General features: G+C 69.9%; 15 protein-coding genes. 8 read left to right on the forward strand and 7 right to left on the reverse strand.

What is annotated here, in order from left to right; all coding sequences use genetic code 11:
• Positions 1-272 precede the first annotated feature (272 nt).
• Both ACFYXU_RS30500 and ACFYXU_RS30505 read left to right on the forward strand, forming a co-directional pair.
• A complete protein-coding gene (locus tag ACFYXU_RS30500; RefSeq protein WP_389460915.1) occupies positions 273-3,023 on the forward strand; it encodes a transglycosylase domain-containing protein in 2,751 nt (916 codons plus the stop codon).
• A gap of 140 nt (positions 3,024-3,163) precedes the next feature.
• The gene (locus tag ACFYXU_RS30505) at positions 3,164-4,678 is read left to right on the forward strand and encodes a glycosyltransferase family 87 protein (protein ID WP_389460917.1); all 1,515 of its coding nucleotides are present in this window, start codon (positions 3,164-3,166) and stop codon (positions 4,676-4,678) included.
• A gap of 74 nt (positions 4,679-4,752) precedes the next feature.
• Here the strand turns inward: ACFYXU_RS30505 and ACFYXU_RS30510 are convergent, their stop codons facing one another.
• From ACFYXU_RS30510 to ACFYXU_RS30520, 3 genes are all read right to left on the reverse strand, one after another.
• Positions 4,753-5,784: an alanine racemase gene (locus ACFYXU_RS30510; protein ID WP_389407835.1), complete on the reverse strand. Its 1,032-nt coding sequence runs from the start codon at positions 5,782-5,784 to the stop codon at positions 4,753-4,755.
• 71 nt (positions 5,785-5,855) lie between these two features.
• The gene (locus ACFYXU_RS30515) at positions 5,856-6,974 is read right to left on the reverse strand and encodes a peptidoglycan bridge formation glycyltransferase FemA/FemB family protein (RefSeq protein ID WP_329856004.1); all 1,119 of its coding nucleotides are present in this window, start codon (positions 6,972-6,974) and stop codon (positions 5,856-5,858) included.
• A gap of 119 nt (positions 6,975-7,093) precedes the next feature.
• Entirely contained in the window at positions 7,094-7,408 is a 315-nt protein-coding gene (locus tag ACFYXU_RS30520) for a hypothetical protein (RefSeq protein ID WP_329856006.1), read from the reverse strand.
• Between the two features lie 285 nt (positions 7,409-7,693).
• Here ACFYXU_RS30520 and rpsF point away from each other — a divergent pair, with 285 nt between their 5' ends.
• From rpsF to rplI, 4 genes are all read left to right on the forward strand, one after another.
• Entirely contained in the window at positions 7,694-7,984 is a 291-nt protein-coding gene (gene rpsF, locus ACFYXU_RS30525; protein ID WP_007383258.1) for a 30S ribosomal protein S6, read from the forward strand.
• A gap of 74 nt (positions 7,985-8,058) precedes the next feature.
• Positions 8,059-8,661: a single-stranded DNA-binding protein gene (locus ACFYXU_RS30530; RefSeq protein ID WP_389407836.1), complete on the forward strand. Its 603-nt coding sequence runs from the start codon at positions 8,059-8,061 to the stop codon at positions 8,659-8,661.
• 57 nt (positions 8,662-8,718) lie between these two features.
• Entirely contained in the window at positions 8,719-8,955 is a 237-nt protein-coding gene (rpsR, locus tag ACFYXU_RS30535) for a 30S ribosomal protein S18 (protein WP_005315025.1), read from the forward strand.
• Positions 8,956-8,973: 18 nt separating this feature from the next.
• Complete coding sequence (gene rplI / locus ACFYXU_RS30540) at positions 8,974-9,420, forward strand: 50S ribosomal protein L9 (RefSeq protein ID WP_053640001.1); 447 nt, start codon at positions 8,974-8,976, stop codon at positions 9,418-9,420.
• A 147-nt stretch (positions 9,421-9,567) separates the two neighbouring features.
• Here the strand turns inward: rplI and ACFYXU_RS30545 are convergent, their stop codons facing one another.
• Complete coding sequence (locus ACFYXU_RS30545; protein ID WP_376507513.1) at positions 9,568-10,905, reverse strand: MATE family efflux transporter; 1,338 nt, start codon at positions 10,903-10,905, stop codon at positions 9,568-9,570.
• Between the two features lie 424 nt (positions 10,906-11,329).
• Between ACFYXU_RS30545 and dnaB the strand changes: the two genes are divergently transcribed.
• Positions 11,330-12,811, forward strand: coding sequence for a replicative DNA helicase (dnaB, locus tag ACFYXU_RS30550; RefSeq protein ID WP_329856036.1), 1,482 nt, complete (start codon positions 11,330-11,332; stop codon positions 12,809-12,811).
• Between the two features lie 48 nt (positions 12,812-12,859).
• Complete coding sequence (locus tag ACFYXU_RS30555; RefSeq protein WP_389460919.1) at positions 12,860-14,242, forward strand: serine hydrolase domain-containing protein; 1,383 nt, start codon at positions 12,860-12,862, stop codon at positions 14,240-14,242.
• 109 nt (positions 14,243-14,351) lie between these two features.
• Here the strand turns inward: ACFYXU_RS30555 and ACFYXU_RS30560 are convergent, their stop codons facing one another.
• The 3 genes from ACFYXU_RS30560 to ACFYXU_RS30570 form a co-directional block, all read right to left on the reverse strand.
• Positions 14,352-14,804 (reverse strand): GNAT family N-acetyltransferase, encoded by a 453-nt coding sequence (locus ACFYXU_RS30560; protein WP_329856038.1) that lies wholly within the window; start codon positions 14,802-14,804, stop codon positions 14,352-14,354.
• Positions 14,805-14,829: 25 nt separating this feature from the next.
• Positions 14,830-15,288 (reverse strand): MarR family winged helix-turn-helix transcriptional regulator, encoded by a 459-nt coding sequence (locus ACFYXU_RS30565; RefSeq protein WP_376507515.1) that lies wholly within the window; start codon positions 15,286-15,288, stop codon positions 14,830-14,832.
• Between the two features lie 87 nt (positions 15,289-15,375).
• A complete protein-coding gene (locus tag ACFYXU_RS30570) occupies positions 15,376-16,239 on the reverse strand; it encodes a GNAT family N-acetyltransferase (RefSeq protein WP_376507516.1) in 864 nt (287 codons plus the stop codon).
• Positions 16,240-16,359: the final 120 nt, after the last annotated feature.

Below are 16,359 nucleotides of genomic sequence, written 5' to 3' on the forward strand. Positions count from 1 at the left end.
GACGGCCGTGACCGGCGTCACATCATCAATTCACAGCGGTCGACTTGCCTGATTTGGGGTGAAGTCCGGCTGTAGGTGGGATTTGGCCGTGCGTAGTCTGTGCGGCATGCAGACCACCGGGAACCGAGCGATGCCCTGGGGCGTCAGTGCTGCGGGTGACCGGCTGCGGTACGGAGGGACTTCCGATGGGGTCCGGACGTGCCCATTTCGGGGGGACCGGAACTCAACTGCCGCTTCCAGGCGTACGCGCCTGCCCGAGGAGTAGTCGTTCGATGAGCGAGCATCGTCGCAAAATGCCGCCGCAGCAGCCGCCGACGGGCGGTCGCGCGGCGGCACGGCGCGCTGCCCAACAGCCGGGCCGCAGGTCGGCCCCGGCCCATGACGCCGGTACGGGGGCCCCGACGGCCTCGTACGGGCCGCCCTCCTCTCACGGAGAGGAGCAGCGTCCCTACGGCGGCCGCGCGGAGGCCCGGCGGGCCGCCCAGCGCGGCAGCCGCCGCAAGGGAGCCGATTCCGGTCCCGGTGGCCCCGGCGGACCCGGTGGGGGTCGGCGCGGTGGTGGTGGCGGTGGTCGCGGCAGCGGTCCGGGTCAAGGCGCCGGCGGTGGTCAGCCGGGCAAGAAGCGCCTGATCGACTACCCGCGCCACAACAAGTACGGCTGGCGTCGCTGGATGCCGTCGTGGAAGCTCGTGTCGGGCACCTTCCTCTTCTTCGTGGCGATCATCATGGGCGCCGCCGCCATCGCGTACTCGAGGGTGGACATTCCCAACACCGCCGACACCGCGACCTCGCAGAACAACATCTACTACTGGGCCAATGGGTCGCGCATGGTCGCGACGGGCAGCGGCACCAACCGGCAGATCGTCCAGATCGGCGAGATCCCGCTGTCGATGCAGAACGCGGTGATCTCGGCGGAGAACAAGACCTTCCGGGACGACTCCGGCATCGACCCGATGGGCATCGCCCGCGCCGTGTGGAACATGGCCAAGGGCGGCGAGACCCAGGGTGGTTCGACGATCACCCAGCAGTACGTGAAGAACAACCGCCTGGACGACCAGTCGCAGACCATCACGCGCAAGGTCAAGGAACTCTTCATCTCGATGAAGGTCGGCAACGAGCTCGGCAAGGACGAGGTCATGGCCGGCTACCTGAACACCTCGTACTACGGACGGGGTGCCTACGGCATCCAGGCCGCGGCGCGCGCCTACTTCAACAAGGACGCCAACAAGCTCGACCCGAGCCAGTCGGCGCTGCTCGCCGCGGTGCTGAAGGGTGCGACGTACTACGACCCCGCCGGCTACCCCGACATCGATCCCGAAGCCTCCGCCGTGAAGAACACCGCGCGGGCCACCAAGCGGTGGAAGTGGATCCTCGACGAGATGCAGAAGGACGGGCATCTCACGGCCGCCGAGCGGGCGAAGTACACCACCTTCCCCAAGGTGGAGAAGATCCGTAAGAGTGCCAACCTGAGCGGCCAGATCGGCTACCTCGTCAGCACCGCCAACCAGAACATGAAGAACCAGTTCGGCATCACGCAGCAGGAACTGGAGCGCGGCGGCTACGAGATCTACACCACCTTCGACAAGGAGAAGGTGGACAAGATGGAAACGACGATCAAGAACGTCATCAAGGAGAACATCGACCCGAAGAAGCGCCCCAAGACGGACAAGCACGTCCAGTTCGGCGGCGCTTCGGTCGACACGGCGTCCGGGAAGATCGTCGCCCTCTACGGCGGCGTCGACGCCACCAAGCACTACCAGAGCAACGCCGACGCGACCGGCGCCCAGGTCGGATCGACGTTCAAGCCGTTCGTGCTCGCCGCGGCGATGAAGGACGGCGTCCGTGACAAGGAGCTCGGCCCGGACCAGGACGCTTCCGAGCGCACGATCCTCGACCCGGACAAGAGCCTCTACAACGGCAAGGACGACCTGACGATCCGGAAGTACAACGGGGACATCTGGCTCGACGACAAGGGCGACGAGTGGCGCCAGAGCAACGACGAGGACGCCAGCTACGGTCCGATCTCGCTGCGCTACGCCATGATCAAGTCGGCCAACTCCCCGTACGTGCAGCTCGGCATGGACGTCGGCATCGACAAGGTCCGTGACGCGGCCATGGCCGCCGGTCTCCGCGACGAGTCCCTGGTCAAGGGCGACGTTCCGTCGTTCTCCCTCGGTGTCTCCAGCCCGAGCGCCATCCGCATGGCCGGCGCCTACTCCACCTTCGCCAACAAGGGCGTGCAGAACGACCCGTACTCGGTCGAGCGGGTGAAGCGGGGCGGCGTCGTCATCCACAAGCACGAGGCGAAGCCCAAGGAGGCCTTCAGCCCGGCCATCGCGAGCAACGTCACCGACGTGCTCCGGTCCGTCGTGGACGACCCGCGGGGTACCGGCACCAAGGCCCGCATCCCGGGCCGCGCGGTGGCCGGCAAGACCGGTACGACCGACGACAACATGTCGGCCTGGTTCGTGGGCTACACGGCGCAGCTGGCGACCGCCATCGACATGTACCGGTTCGACGACGACGAGTCGAAGACGGGCCGCACCTTCCTCCCGATGTACGGCACGGGTGACCAGCCGACGATCCACGGTTCGTCGTTCCCCTCCCGGATCTGGCGGGAGTACATGACGGACGCCGTGGCGGGCATGCCGCTCGTGGACTTCCCGAAGCCGGAGAAGCTGGAGGGCGCCCGGCCCGTCTTCGGTGGCGGTGCCAAGAGCCCGACGCCGACTCCGACGGCGACCCCGACGCCCACCGAGACGACGACGCCGCCGACGACCCCCCCGGCCTCGCCGACTCAGACGACCCCGCCGCCGACGCCGACCAGGACGCCGAAGCCGGGCAAGACGACCTGTGACGTCCTGGACTGGAACTGCGATCCGGGCGATCCGGGCGGCAACACCGGGGAGCCCACGACCACACCGCCGACCACCGAGACGCCGACGACGAGTCCCCCGGCGACGGACGACAGTTCCGGCGGCAACGGGAACGGCAGGCCGGGCGGTGCGGGGACCTTCCCGTGATCCTGAAGCCTCCGCCGGTTCTCTTCTGAGAGCCGGTCCGGGCACGTCCCGAGGGCCGTCGCGGCCGCTCCGTACCTTCCGTACGGAGTGGCCGCGGCGGCCCTCGCCGTTTTCCCGAGGTCGTACGGCAGGATGTCCCCATGCCGAGCCTCCAGAAGTCGAGCGCCCCGCGGGACCGCTCGCAGACGGTCGTCCCCACCCACCGGGACAAGGTGGCCGCCGCGGGCAGCGAACTGATCGGCGGCCCCTACGGCCGCAGGGCGGCGGCCGGCACCGGGCAGCTGACGCCGGTGCGGGTGATCGTCCTCGTGGCCCTCGGCATGTACGCCCTCGGCATGGTGCAGAAGCTGCCCTGCTACAACTGGGCCTGGTTCCGCGGGACGACCTCCCAGTACACGCACGCCTGCTACTCCGACATCCCGCACCTCTTCGCCGGGCGGGGCTTCGCCGACGGCCTGGTCCCGTACTTCGACCGGCTGGGCGGCGACATACCGTTCCTGGAGTACCCGGTCCTGACGGGCCTCTTCATGGAGGTCGCGGCCTGGCTGACGCCGGGCGGCGACGACATGACGCAGCGGGAGCAGTGGTACTGGCTGGTCAACGCGGGTCTGCTCATGGTCTGCGCGGCCGTCCTGGCGGTCTGTGTGACCCGGACGCACCGCCTGCGGCCCTGGGACGGGCTCCTGGTCGCGCTCGCGCCCTCGGTGGCGCTCACCGCGACGATCAACTGGGACATACTGGCCGTCGCCCTGACCGCCGCCGCCGTCCTGATGTGGTCGCGGAGCCGGCCGCTGGCCTTCGGGATCCTGCTGGGCCTGGCCACGGCCGCCAAGTTCTACCCGATACTGCTGCTCTGCCCGCTGCTGCTGCTCTGCTGGCGCGCCGGGAAGTGGCGGGAGTACGGGACGGCCGTGCTCGGCGCGGTGGGCGCCTGGCTGGCCGTGAACCTGCCCGTGATGCTGCTCGCGCCCGAGGGGTGGAAGCAGTTCTACCTCTTCAGCCGGGACCGGAACGTCGACTTCGGCTCGGTCTGGCTGCTGATCAGCCAGCGCACGGGCGAGGCCATCACACCGGACCGGGCCAACCTGTACGCGCTGCTGCTGATGGCGGCGGCGGTGGCGGGTCTCGCGTACCTGGCGTTCACGGCGCCCCGCAGGCCGCGTTTCGTCCAGCTGGCCTTCCTGGTCGTCGCCGCGTTCGTACTGACCAACAAGGTGTACTCGCCGCAGTACGTCCTGTGGCTGGTGCCGCTGGCCGCGCTCGCCCGGCCCCGCTGGCGCGACTTCCTGATCTGGCAGGGCTGCGAGGTCATGTACTTCGTCGGGGTCTGGATGTACCTGGCGTTCACCACCAGCGGCGAGAAGCAGGGCCTCCCGGCGGACGGCTACCAGTTCGCGATCGTCCTGCACCTGCTCGGCACGCTGTACCTGTGCGTGATGGTCGTACGGGACATCCTGGCGCCCGAGAAGGACCCGGTCCGCCAGGACGGCGCGGACGACCCCTCGGGGGGCGTCCTGGACGGCGCCGGGGACGTCGTCGTGGCGGGCAGGGCGGCCCACCCGGCCCGGCACGCCGCCCCGACGGTGCTGGAGGGGCAGCGGGTGCGCTGGGGCACGACTGAGGACTCCGCCCTCCCGTGGGGCGCGGTCGACTGACCGGAAGACACCTCACCCCGGAGACGGACTCCCGGGGGTGAGGTGTTTCTCCCGCGCGGCGCCGCGCGGCCGGCTCAGCGCTCGACGAGACGGTCGAACTGCGTCGTGGTGTGGCGCAGGTGCGCCACGAGCTCGTCGCCCACCCGGGGCTCCTGGGCGTCGGCCGGCACGAACAGGATGGACACCTGCATGTGCGGAGGCTCGGCGAACCAGCGCTGCTTCCCGGCCCAGACGAACGGCGAGAGGTTCCGGTTCACCGTGGCGAGGCCCGCCCGGGCGACGCCCTTGGCGCGCGGCATGACGCCGTGCATCGCCTTCGGGGCCTCCAGGCCCACGCCGTGGGAGGTCCCGCCGGCGACGACGACCAGCCAGCCCTCCGAAGCGGCCTTCTGCTGGCGGTATCCGAAGCGGTCGCCCTTGGCGACCCGGGTCACGTCGAGGACGGCGCCGCGGTACTCGGTGGCCTCGTGGTCGCCCAGCCACAGCCGGGTGCCGATCCGGGCGCGGAAGCGGGTCTGCGGGAACTGCTGCTGGAGCCGCGCCTGCTCCTCGGCCCGCAGGTGGCTCACGAACATGGTGTGCAGCGGCAGGCGGGCGTTGCGCAGCCGGTCCATCCAGGTGATGACCTCCTCGACGGCGTCCGTGCCGTCGGGGCGGTCCAGGGGCAGGTGGAGGGCGAAGCCCTCCAGACGGACGTCCTCGATGGCGGCGTGGAGCTGCTGGAGCTCCTCCTCGCGCACGCCGTGCCGCTTCATCGAGCTCATGCACTCGATGACGACCCGGGCCCCCACGAGGGCGTGGACGCCGTCCACGGACGAGACGGACCGGATCACCCGGTCGGGCAGCGGAACCGGTTCCTCACCGCGCCGGAAGGGCGTGAGGACCAGCAGGTCGCCGCCGAACCAGTCCTTGATCTTCGCGGCTTCGTACGTGGTGCCGACGGCGAGCATGTCGGCGCCGAACCGGGCCGCCTCGTCCGCGAGGCGCTCGTGCCCGAAGCCGTATCCGTTGCCCTTGCACACCGGGATGATCCCGGGGAACTGGTCGATGACGGTCTTCTGGTGCGCCCGCCAGCGAGCGGTGTCGACGTAGAGGGAGAGCGCCATGGCCGGCCCGGAACCTTTCTGATGGCAGCGGTGAAAAACTGGGGTGTACGACTAGGAAGCCTACGGAACGGTCAGCGACGCGACATGTAGATGTCGAGCGCCTTGTGCAGAAGCTTGTTCAGAGGGAAGTCCCACTCGCCGACGTACTCGACGGCCTCGCCGCCGGTACCCACCTTGAACTGGATGAGTCCGAAGAGGTGGTCGGTCTCGTCGAGCGAGTCCGAGATGCCGCGCAGGTCGTAGACGGTCGCGCCCATGGCGTACGCGTCGCGCAGCATCCGCCACTGCATCGCGTTCGAGGGCCGGACCTCACGGCCGATGTTGTCGGAGGCGCCGTAGGAGTACCAGACGTGGCCGCCCACGACGAGCATGGTCGCGGCCGACAGGTTCACCCCGTTGTGGCGCGCGAAGTAGAGCCGCATGCGGTTGGGGTCCTCGTTGTTGAGGACGGTCCACATGCGCTGGAAGTACGAGAGCGGGCGCGGCCGGAAGTGGTCGCGGACGGCCGTGATCTCGTACAGCCGCTGCCACTCGGCCAGGTCCTCGAAGCCGCCCTGGACGACCTCGACACCGGCCTTCTCGGCCTTCTTGATGTTGCGGCGCCACAGCTGGTTGAAGCCCTTGAGGACGTCGTCCAGCGAGCGGTTGGCGAGGGGCACCTGGAAGACGTAGCGGGGCTGCACGTCGCCGAAGCCGGCGCCGCCGTCCTCGCCCTGCTGCCAGCCCATCTTCCGCAGCCGGTCCGCCACCTCGAAGGCACGCGGCTCGATGTGGGTGGCCTCGACGTCCTTGAGGCGCTTGACGTCGGGGTCCTGGATGCCGGCCTTGATGGCGGTCGAGTCCCAGCGGCGGATGACCACCGGCGGGCCCATCTTCACCGAGAAGGCGCCCTGCTGCTTGAGGTGGGCCAGCATCGGCTGCAACCAGTCGTCCAGGTTCGGCGCGTACCAGTTGATGACCGGGCCCTCGGGCAGGTACGCCAGGTAGCGCTTGATCTTCGGGAGCTGGCGGTAGAGCACCAGGCCGGCGCCGACGAGCTCACCGGACTTGTCGAACCAGCCGAGGTTCTCCGAGCGCCACTCGGTCTTCACGTCAGCCCACGCCGGGACCTGGCAGTGGCTCGCCGAGGGCTGGCTCTGGATGAATGCCAGATGCTGCTCACGGCTGATGGTCCTCAGGGTCAGGCTCATGCGGGGCGCTCCTCGGCAGGTGTGTCCCCATCGGTCAGGGGCTCCGGCTCTCGCGCCGAAGCCTACTGTGACCTTGGAGCGCCCCGAATATGTGTGTGTGCCCCGACGTGCCGTCGGGGTCAGCTGATGACGCCGCCGAAGAGGCCGCCGTGCGCCATTCCGAGGTAGAAGCCGAAGGCCGAGGCGCCGAGTCCGAGGATCAGCAGGAACCGTTCGCGCGTGGTCACGGAGATGAACTGGCCGTACGCGCCGGTCAGGATGCCGATCAGGCCCGACCAGGAGCTCAGCAGGTGCAGGTTGTGGAACTGCGCGGTGGTGAACGAGATGATCCCCAGCACCAGCGTGACAGCCATCAGGGTGTCCTGGAGCGGGTGGGGCTTGCCGTCGCTCGCGAAGAGAGAGTGGCCGGATTCGGGTCGCATTGCCTGTGCCATGGGGCACCTCCTGGCGTGCCTGCGGGAAGGCGGCGCCTCGTGGCGCCGCCGGCATCCGTTGTGTACAGATTGCGTCCCCTCCCCGGAGGATTTCAACCGGAAGCCGATGTGCGGGTACTCTGTACAGCTGCGCCGGTGTCTGCCCAGGTCCCTCCGGGATCCCCGACGGCACCCCTCGCCAGCCGAGGGGGACTGTCAGTGGGGGTGGGTACCGTCGCTCACGCATCACGACCCTCCTGCCACGGAACGACCGTGGCCGCTGAGTCCAAAGGAGGTGGGTTCCACATGCGTCACTACGAAGTGATGGTCATCCTCGACCCCGATCTGGAGGAGCGCGCTGTCGCCCCCCTGATCGAGAACTTCCTCTCCGTCGTCCGTGAGGGCAACGGAAAGGTCGAGAAGGTCGACACCTGGGGCCGTCGTCGTCTCTCGTACGAGATCAAGAAGAAGCCCGAGGGCATCTACTCGGTCATCGACCTGCAGGCCGAGCCTGCGGTCGTCAAGGAGCTCGACCGCCAGCTCAACCTGAACGAGTCGGTCCTCCGGACCAAGGTCCTCCGCCCCGAGACCCACTGAGCTTCTAGCTCAGAGGTCATCGGGTCCGAGTAGCAACACAGCAGCCAGAAGCAAACCCGCCGAGAGGTTCCCCCATGGCAGGCGAGACCGTCATCACGGTCGTCGGCAATCTTGTCGACGACCCCGAGCTGCGCTTCACCCCGTCCGGTGCGGCGGTCGCGAAGTTCCGTATCGCGTCCACCCCCCGCACCTTCGACCGCCAGACCAACGAGTGGAAGGACGGCGAGAGCCTCTTCCTCACCTGCTCGGTCTGGCGTCAGGCGGCGGAGAACGTCGCCGAGTCGCTCCAGCGAGGCATGCGCGTCGTCGTGCAGGGCCGGCTGAAGCAGCGGTCCTACGAGGACCGTGAGGGCGTCAAGCGCACGGTCTACGAGCTGGACGTCGAGGAAGTCGGCCCCAGCCTCAAGAACGCCACGGCCAAGGTCACCAAGACCACCGGTCGCGGTGGCCAGGGTGGATACGGCGGCGGCGGCCAGCAGGGCGGCGGCGGTGGCGGTGGCGGCTGGGGTGGAAACTCCGGCGGTTCCCAGCAGGGTGGTGGCGGTGCTCCCGCCGACGACCCGTGGGCGACCGGCAGCCCCTCCTCCTCCGGCGGCGGCCAGCAGGGCGGCAGCGGCGGCGGTGGCGGCTGGGGTGGAAACTCCGGCGGCGGCTACTCGGACGAGCCCCCCTTCTAGGGCACGCCCCCAGAAGCAGCTCGTACTCCCACTTCTTGATCACACAGGAGAAACACCATGGCGAAGCCGCCTGTGCGCAAGCCTAAGAAGAAGGTCTGCGCGTTCTGCAAGGACAAGACCGCGTACGTGGACTACAAGGACACGAACATGCTGCGGAAGTTCATTTCCGACCGCGGCAAGATCCGTGCCCGCCGCGTCACCGGCAACTGCACGCAGCACCAGCGTGACGTCGCCACGGCCGTCAAGAACAGCCGTGAGATGGCGCTGCTGCCCTACACGTCCACCGCGCGATAAGGAAAGGGTGACCGAACAATGAAGATCATCCTGACCCACGAGGTCTCTGGCCTCGGTGCCGCCGGCGATGTCGTCGACGTCAAGGACGGCTACGCTCGTAACTACCTGGTCCCGCGTGGTTTCGCGATCCGCTGGACCAAGGGTGGCGAGAAGGACGTGGCGCAGATCCGCCGCGCCCGCAAGATCCACGAGATCGCGACCATCGAGCAGGCCAACGAGATCAAGGCCCAGCTCGAGGGCACGAAGGTGCGCCTGGCCGTTCGCTCCGGCGACGCCGGCCGTCTCTTCGGCTCCGTGACCCCGGCCGACATCGCCTCGGCGATCAAGACCGCGGGTGGCCCCGACGTCGACAAGCGTCGCGTCGAGCTCGGTTCGCCGATCAAGACCCTGGGCTCGCACCAGGTGTCCGTGCGTCTGCACCCCGAGGTTGCCGCGAAGCTCGGCGTCGAGGTCGTCGCCGCGTAACGCTGCCCCCGGCAGTCTGCGCTCAGCAGTGAGGAAGGGCCGCACCCCTCGGGGTGCGGCCCTTCTGCCGTACTCCTCGGGTGTGGCCCTCCGCCGTACTCCTCGGGGTGCGGCCCTTCGGCCGTTTCACGTGAAACATCCCGCCGCTCAGCGGGTGGCGCCGGTGACGATCCAGCGGCCGGAGCGCATGCGGAACCAGAGCGTGCCCATTCGCACCGTCATCATCAGGGTCATCGCCCACCAGAGGGCCGTCAGCCCGCCACCGAGCGCGGGGACCATGAGCGCGACCGGGGCGAAGACGGCCAGCGTCAGGAGCATGGCCCACGCCAGGTAGGGGCCGTCCCCCGCGCCCATCAGGACGCCGTCGAGGACGAAGACCACGCCCGAGATCGGCTGGGAGAGCGCGACGACCAGGAGGGCGGGGAGCAGCGTCTCCTGCACGGTGGTGTCGCCGGTGAAGAGGGGGACGAAGAGGGGGCGGGCGACGATCAGCAGTGCGCCCAGCGCCACACCGGAGACCACGCCCCACTGGATCATGCGGCGGCAGACCTGACGTGCGCCGTCGGCGTCGTCCGCTCCGAGGTAGCGGCCGATGATGGCCTGGCCCGCGATGGCGATGGCGTCGAGGGCGAAGGCCATCAGGCTCCACAGGGACAGGATGATCTGGTGGGCCGCGACCTCCGCGTCCCCCATCCGGGCGGCGACGGCCGTGGCGATCATCAGGACCGCGCGGAGCGAGAGCGTACGGACCAGGAGGGGGACGCCGGCCTGGGCGGAGGCGCGGATGCCGGCCGCGTCGGGCCGGAGGGAGGCGCCGTGCTTCCGGGCTCCCCGGACGACCACGACCAGGTAGGCGGCGGCCATGCCGCACTGGGCGATGACCGTGCCCCAGGCCGATCCGGCGATGCCGAGGCCGGCGCCGTAGACCAGACCGACGTTGAGCGCGCCGTTGGCCGCGAAGCCCGCGATGGCCACGTAGAGCGGTGTACGGGTGTCCTGGAGGCCGCGCAGGACGCCGGTGGCGGCCAGGACCACCAGCATGGCGGGGATCCCCAGGCTGGAGATCCTCAGATAGGTGACGGCGTACGGGGCGGCGGTGTCGGAGGCCCCGAAGATGTCGATGAGCCACGGCGCCGCGGGCAGGGTCAGCGCCACCACGGCGACGCCGAGCAGCAGGGCGAGCCAGATGCCGTCCATGCCCTGTCGGATGGCGGCCGGGAGGTCGCCCGCGCCCACGCGCCGGGCGACGGCTGCCGTGGTGGCGTAGGCGAGGAAGACGAAGACGCTGACGGCGGTGGAGAGCAGTGCGGCGGCGATCGCGAGGCCCGCGAGCTGGGGTGTGCCGAGGTGGCCGACGATGGCGCTGTCGACCATCAGGAAGAGCGGCTCGGCGACGAGCGCACCGAAGGCCGGCAGGGCGAGGGAGACGATCTCGCGGTCGTGCTGCCGGCGGACGGCCTTGGGGGTCGCGGGGGCCTGAGTCATGGGCTCAATCTAATCTTCCACAGGTAAGCGATGCAATGCCTTGGTGATCCTTACTTCTGCCTGGCGCGAGGCTTCGGGTGTGGGCCGTTTGTTCTGATCTTGGTCCAGGGGCAGAAGTTTTTCTCCCCCACAGCCCGTGGATGGGAAAAGCGCAGGTCAGATGTGTGGTGCCGAGGGTGTTATGAGTTTGTCCACATGACTGTCCCCCGCTCCGTGCACAGGATCCGGGGAGTTCTCCACAGCATCTGGGCCTTCACCCACAGGGCCTGTGGATAACCAGATTGGCTGACGCCTCCGGCGGGCCTACCGTGGTCCGGCGCCCGACGCGCCAGAAGCGGACGCGAAGCCACTCGTTGATCAAGGCCGTGGCGTAAGAAAGAGTGGCACGGCGAGGTCCGCGGAGCGGACGGGAGGAGGTGGCTTGGTGAGCGTTCCCGAGCCCATGGACGACCCTTGGGCCGACAGCGGACCGAGCGACCGGCTGCCCACCCGTACCCGCGGCGAAGGGCGAGGCCGGGGCCGTGGCCGGGACGACCAGCACGAGCGGGGAAGCGAGAGCTCCTGGGACGGCGGGCTCTCCGGCTTCGAGCGCGTTCCCCCGCAGGACCTCGACGCCGAGCAGTCCGTCCTCGGCGGCATGCTGCTCTCCAAGGACGCCATCGCGGACGTCGTGGAGATCATCAAGGGCAACGACTTCTACAAGCCCGCCCACGAGACCGTCTACGCGGCGATCCTCGACCTCTACGCCAAGGGTGAGCCCGCCGACCCGATCACGGTCGGCGCCGAGCTCACCAAGCGCGGCGAGATCACCCGTGTCGGCGGAGCCTCGTACCTCCACACCCTGGTCCAGTCGGTCCCGACCGCCGCCAACGCCTCCTACTACGCGGAGATCGTCCACGAGCGGGCCGTGCTGCGCCGCCTCGTGGAAGCCGGCACCAAGATCACGCAGATGGGTTACGCGGCCGACGGGGACGTCGACGAGATCGTGAACTCGGCCCAGGCCGAGATCTACGCGGTCACCGAGCAGCGCACCACCGAGGACTACCTTCCGCTCGGCGACATCATGGAAGGCGCGCTCGACGAGATCGAGGCGATCGGCTCCCGCAGCGGCGAGATGACGGGCGTGCCCACCGGCTTCACCGATCTCGACTCGCTCACCAACGGACTCCACCCCGGCCAGATGATCATCATCGCGGCCCGTCCCGCCATGGGTAAGTCGACCCTCGCGCTGGACTTCGCCCGGGCGGCCTCCATCAAGCACAACCTGCCCAGCGTCATCTTCTCCCTCGAAATGGGCCGCAACGAGATCGCGATGCGCCTGCTCTCGGCCGAGGCCCGCGTCGCGCTCCACCACATGCGCTCCGGGACGATGACCGACGAGGACTGGACGCGCCTGGCCCGCCGGATGCCGGACGTCTCCCAGGCTCCGCTGTACATCGACGACTCCCCGAACCTGTCGATGATGGAGATCCGCGCGAAGTGCCGCCGGCTGAAGCAGCGCAACGGCCTCAAGCTTGTCATCATCGACTATCTGCAGCTCATGCAGTCGGGCGGCTCCAAGCGGCAGGAGAGCCGCCAGCAAGAGGTCTCCGACATGTCGCGAAACCTGAAGCTCCTCGCCAAGGAGCTGGAGCTGCCGGTGATCGCGCTCTCGCAGCTGAACCGTGGTCCCGAGCAGCGCACCGACAAGAAGCCGATGGTCTCCGACCTGCGTGAGTCCGGCTCGATCGAGCAGGACGCCGACATGGTCATCCTGCTGCACCGCGAGGACGCCTACGAGAAGGAGTCGCCGCGCGCGGGCGAGGCGGACATCATCGTCGGCAAGCACCGTAACGGCCCGACGGCGACGATCACCGTGGCCTTCCAGGGTCACTACTCCCGATTCGTCGACATGGCCCAGACCTGACCCGAAAACGGGGAGCGTGGCGCCCTGGCGTCGCGTTGGATGGTCCGCATGACGACATCTTTCGAAGCCCTGCTGCCCGGGACCGAGCGGGCTCTGCTGCACCGCGTCGCGGTCGCCCAGTCCCAGGGGCGTACCCCCTCCTTCGTGGGGGCGGTGGTGCGGGACGGAGCGCTGGTGTGGAGCGGGGCGCGCAGCTGTGTGGACGGCCACGCGCCGGACGCCGACACCCAGTTCAGGATCGGGTCGATCACCAAGGTCTTCACGGCCGTGCTGGTGATGCGGCTGCGGGACGAGGGGCTGCTCGGGCTCGACGATCCGTTGGAGAAGCACCTGAGGGGCACGGGCGCCGGTGAGGTGACGATCGCCCAGCTTCTGGGCCACACGGGCGGTCTCGCGGCCGAGACGCCCGGTGCGTGGTGGGAGCGGTCCTCCGGCGCGCTGCGGCCCGAACTCTCCGACGTCCTGGGGGAGGAGCCCTTCCTCCAGTCCCCGGGGCGGCGCCACCACTACTCCAATCCCGGTTACACGCTGCTCGGCTCCTTGGTCGAGACGGTCCGGGGAGTGTCCTGGGAGGAGGCGCTGCGGCGCGAGATCCTGGAGCCGCTGGGGATGGGCCGGACGACGTCGGCCCCCGTGGCCCCGCACGCGGGTGGCTGGGCGGTGCACCCCTGGGCCGACGTCATGCTTCCCGAGCCGTCCGAGGACCTCGGCCTGATGGCGCCGGCCGGGCAGCTCTGGTCCACGGCCGCCGACCTCGGCCGTTTCGCCGCCTTCCTCGCGGCGGGAGACGAGCGGGTGCTCGCCGCCGCGTCCGTGGAGGAGATGCGCGCGCCGGCGGCCCCGGCGGGCGAAGGGGACTGGGAGGGGAGCTACGGGCTCGGGCTCCAGCTGCTGCGCCGGGACGGCCGCACGCTCATCGGGCATTCCGGCTCACTGCCGGGCTTCGTCGCCTGTGTGTGGGTGAGCGTGGAGGACGGGCTCGCGGGCATCGCCCTCTCCAATGCCACCTCGGGCCCGCTGGCGGGGGCTGTGGCCGCCGATCTTGTGCGGATCGTGGCGGAGGCGGAGCCGAGGTTCCCGGAGCCCTGGCGGCCCCTTCCCGCGGCGGAGGTCGACGAGGAACTGCTCGCGCTCACCGGGCCCTGGTACTGGGGCACGTACGCCTACGGGCTGCGGCTCGGTCCCGAGCGGAGCGTGGTGCTCGAACCCCTGAAGGGTGCCGGGCGCTCGGCTCGGTTCCGGGCGCTGCCCGAGGGCGGCTGGGTCGGGCTGAACGGCTACTACGCGGGGGAGCCGCTCAGGGCGGTGCGCCGTGCCGACGGCAGCGTGAGCCATCTCGACCTCGGGTCGTTCGTCTTCACGCGCGAGCCGTACGAGCCGGGGGACGCGGTGCCCGGCGGCGTGGACGAGGCGGGCTGGCGCGGTCTCTGAGCCGTCGGCGGAGCGGTCGGGGACGGGTCCGTCCGTGGGGGCGCCGACCGGTGGTCGGCGCCCAGGGATGTTTCACGTGAAACCGGCGTGTTTCACGTGAAACGCCTCCTCAGAGACTCTTCTTGAACCCCACGTGGGAGGCCTCGAACCCCAGGCGCTCGTAGAAGCGGTGCGCATCGGTGCGGGTGACGTCGGACGTCAGCTGGACGAGCCGGCAGTCCTGGCGGCCGGACTCCGCGACGGCCCACTCGATGAGCTGGGTCCCGAGCCCGCTTCCGCGCTCGTCGGAGTGGATGCGGACGCCCTCGATGATCGACCGCGTGGTGCCCTTGCGGGAGAGCCCGGGGATGACCGTCAGCTGGAGCGTGCCGACGACCTTGTCCCCGCGCACGGCCACGACGACGTGCTGGTTCGGGTCGGCCGCGAGTCGCTCGAAGGCCGCGAGGTACGGGGCGAGGTCGTCGGGGGACTCGCGCTGTGCGCCCAGGGGGTCGTCGGCGAGCATGGCGACGACGGCCGCGAGGTCCTCCGCCGTGGCGGGGCGTATCTCAAGATCGCTCATGCCCGGCAGCGTACGCGCCGCCGAGTCACACGGGCGCGACCGCGCCCTCCACGACCTGCACCAGGGGTGCCAGCTCCGGGTTCTTCGCGGCGTCGTCGAGAGCCTCGCGCAGGGCCCTGTCGTTGGTGGGCCGGGCCTCTTCGAGGAGCGTGAGGCCCGTCTCGGTGACGTCGGTGTAGATGCCACGCCGGTCGGTGGCGCACAGGTACCGGGTCAGCAGGCCGCGGTCCTCCAGCCGGGTGACGAGCCGGGTGGTGGCGCTCTGGCTGAGCACGACGGCGTCGGCGACCTGCTTCATCTGGAGGTGACCACCCGGGCCGCTGTGCTGACGGCTGAGAACGTCGAGCAGCGAGTACTCCCGCACGCTCAGACCGTGCCCGGACTCCAGGGCGCGCTCCAGGTGGGCCTCGATCCTGCCGTGCAGCAGGGAGAGGGCGCACCAGCGCTGGGAGAGCGCGGTGAGTGCGGGGTCCGTCGCGGTCATGATCGCTCCTCGGTGTCTCCTCGGCGCCGGAAAGGCTCCGCTCCAGGGTAGACGAAGAGACGCAATAATGCGCGTCTGCAAGTAAACCTACCCGGCAGCGACCGTCAGGGGAGCGAAGCGACGGCGCCAGTCGCCGGGGAGGTGGGGCAGGGAGCGGATCATCACCGCGTTGCTCGCGATCGTGTCGAGGCCGTTCTCCTTCACCCAGCCGAGCAGCGAGCTGTGGCGCACGTCGATGTCGGTGCGCAGCGGCCGGTCGGTGGCGGATGCCAGGGAGGCGATCAGGGCCTGGGCGGTGCCCGGGTCCCGCGCGATCAGAGGGCCGATGACATGTGTGTCCATGTTGGGCCAGGCCGCCGCGAAGCCGGTGATCTCGCCGTCCTCCTCGGCGACCCGGAGGTGGTCCGCGAAAGCGGGGATCCGGGCGACGATGTGGGTGCGGTCGAGGCCGAACACCTCGTGGTCCAGGCGCAGGATCGCCGGGAGGTCCTCCGCGGTCGCCGGGCGGACCGGGACGTCCGGCGCCGGGACGGTGAAGGTGAAGCGTCCGCGCACCATGTCCGCCCGGCTCGTCTCGGTGAACCCGAGCTGTTCGTACAGGGGCTGTCCGTTCGGGGTGGCGTGCAGGGTGACCGGGGTGTCCCCGGCCTCCGCCAGGACGTGCTCCATGAGGCGGCGTCCCAGGCCCTGGCGCGCGTGCCGCTCGGCGACGAGGACCATGCCGATCGCGGCGAGCCCCGGTCCGTACGAGGTGACCACCGTGCAGGCGGCCAGGCCCGGACCGTCGGGATCGTCGATGCCGTGGCCGGTGCCGGCGGCCAGGAGCAGCCCCCACTTGTGTTCCTCGCGCGGCCAGCCCCGGTTCTCGGAGAGGTCGGCGCAGGCGAGGAGGTCCTGCGTGGTGAGGCGACGGACCGGGAGCTGCGCGAGCGGGGTGGGGGAGATCGGCATCCTGTCAGGCTGGCCGACGTGGCGAACTCCCGTCCACCGCTTTACCGCGTGGCGATCTCCTGCTCACTGCCTCGAAGGGGGGTCTCCGGCCCGATGCCAAGGGTGGCGGTTCCGCGCCCA

The sequence above is a fragment of the Streptomyces sp. NPDC002232 genome, from assembly GCF_042890295.1.
Lineage (GTDB): Bacteria > Actinomycetota > Actinomycetes > Streptomycetales > Streptomycetaceae > Streptomyces.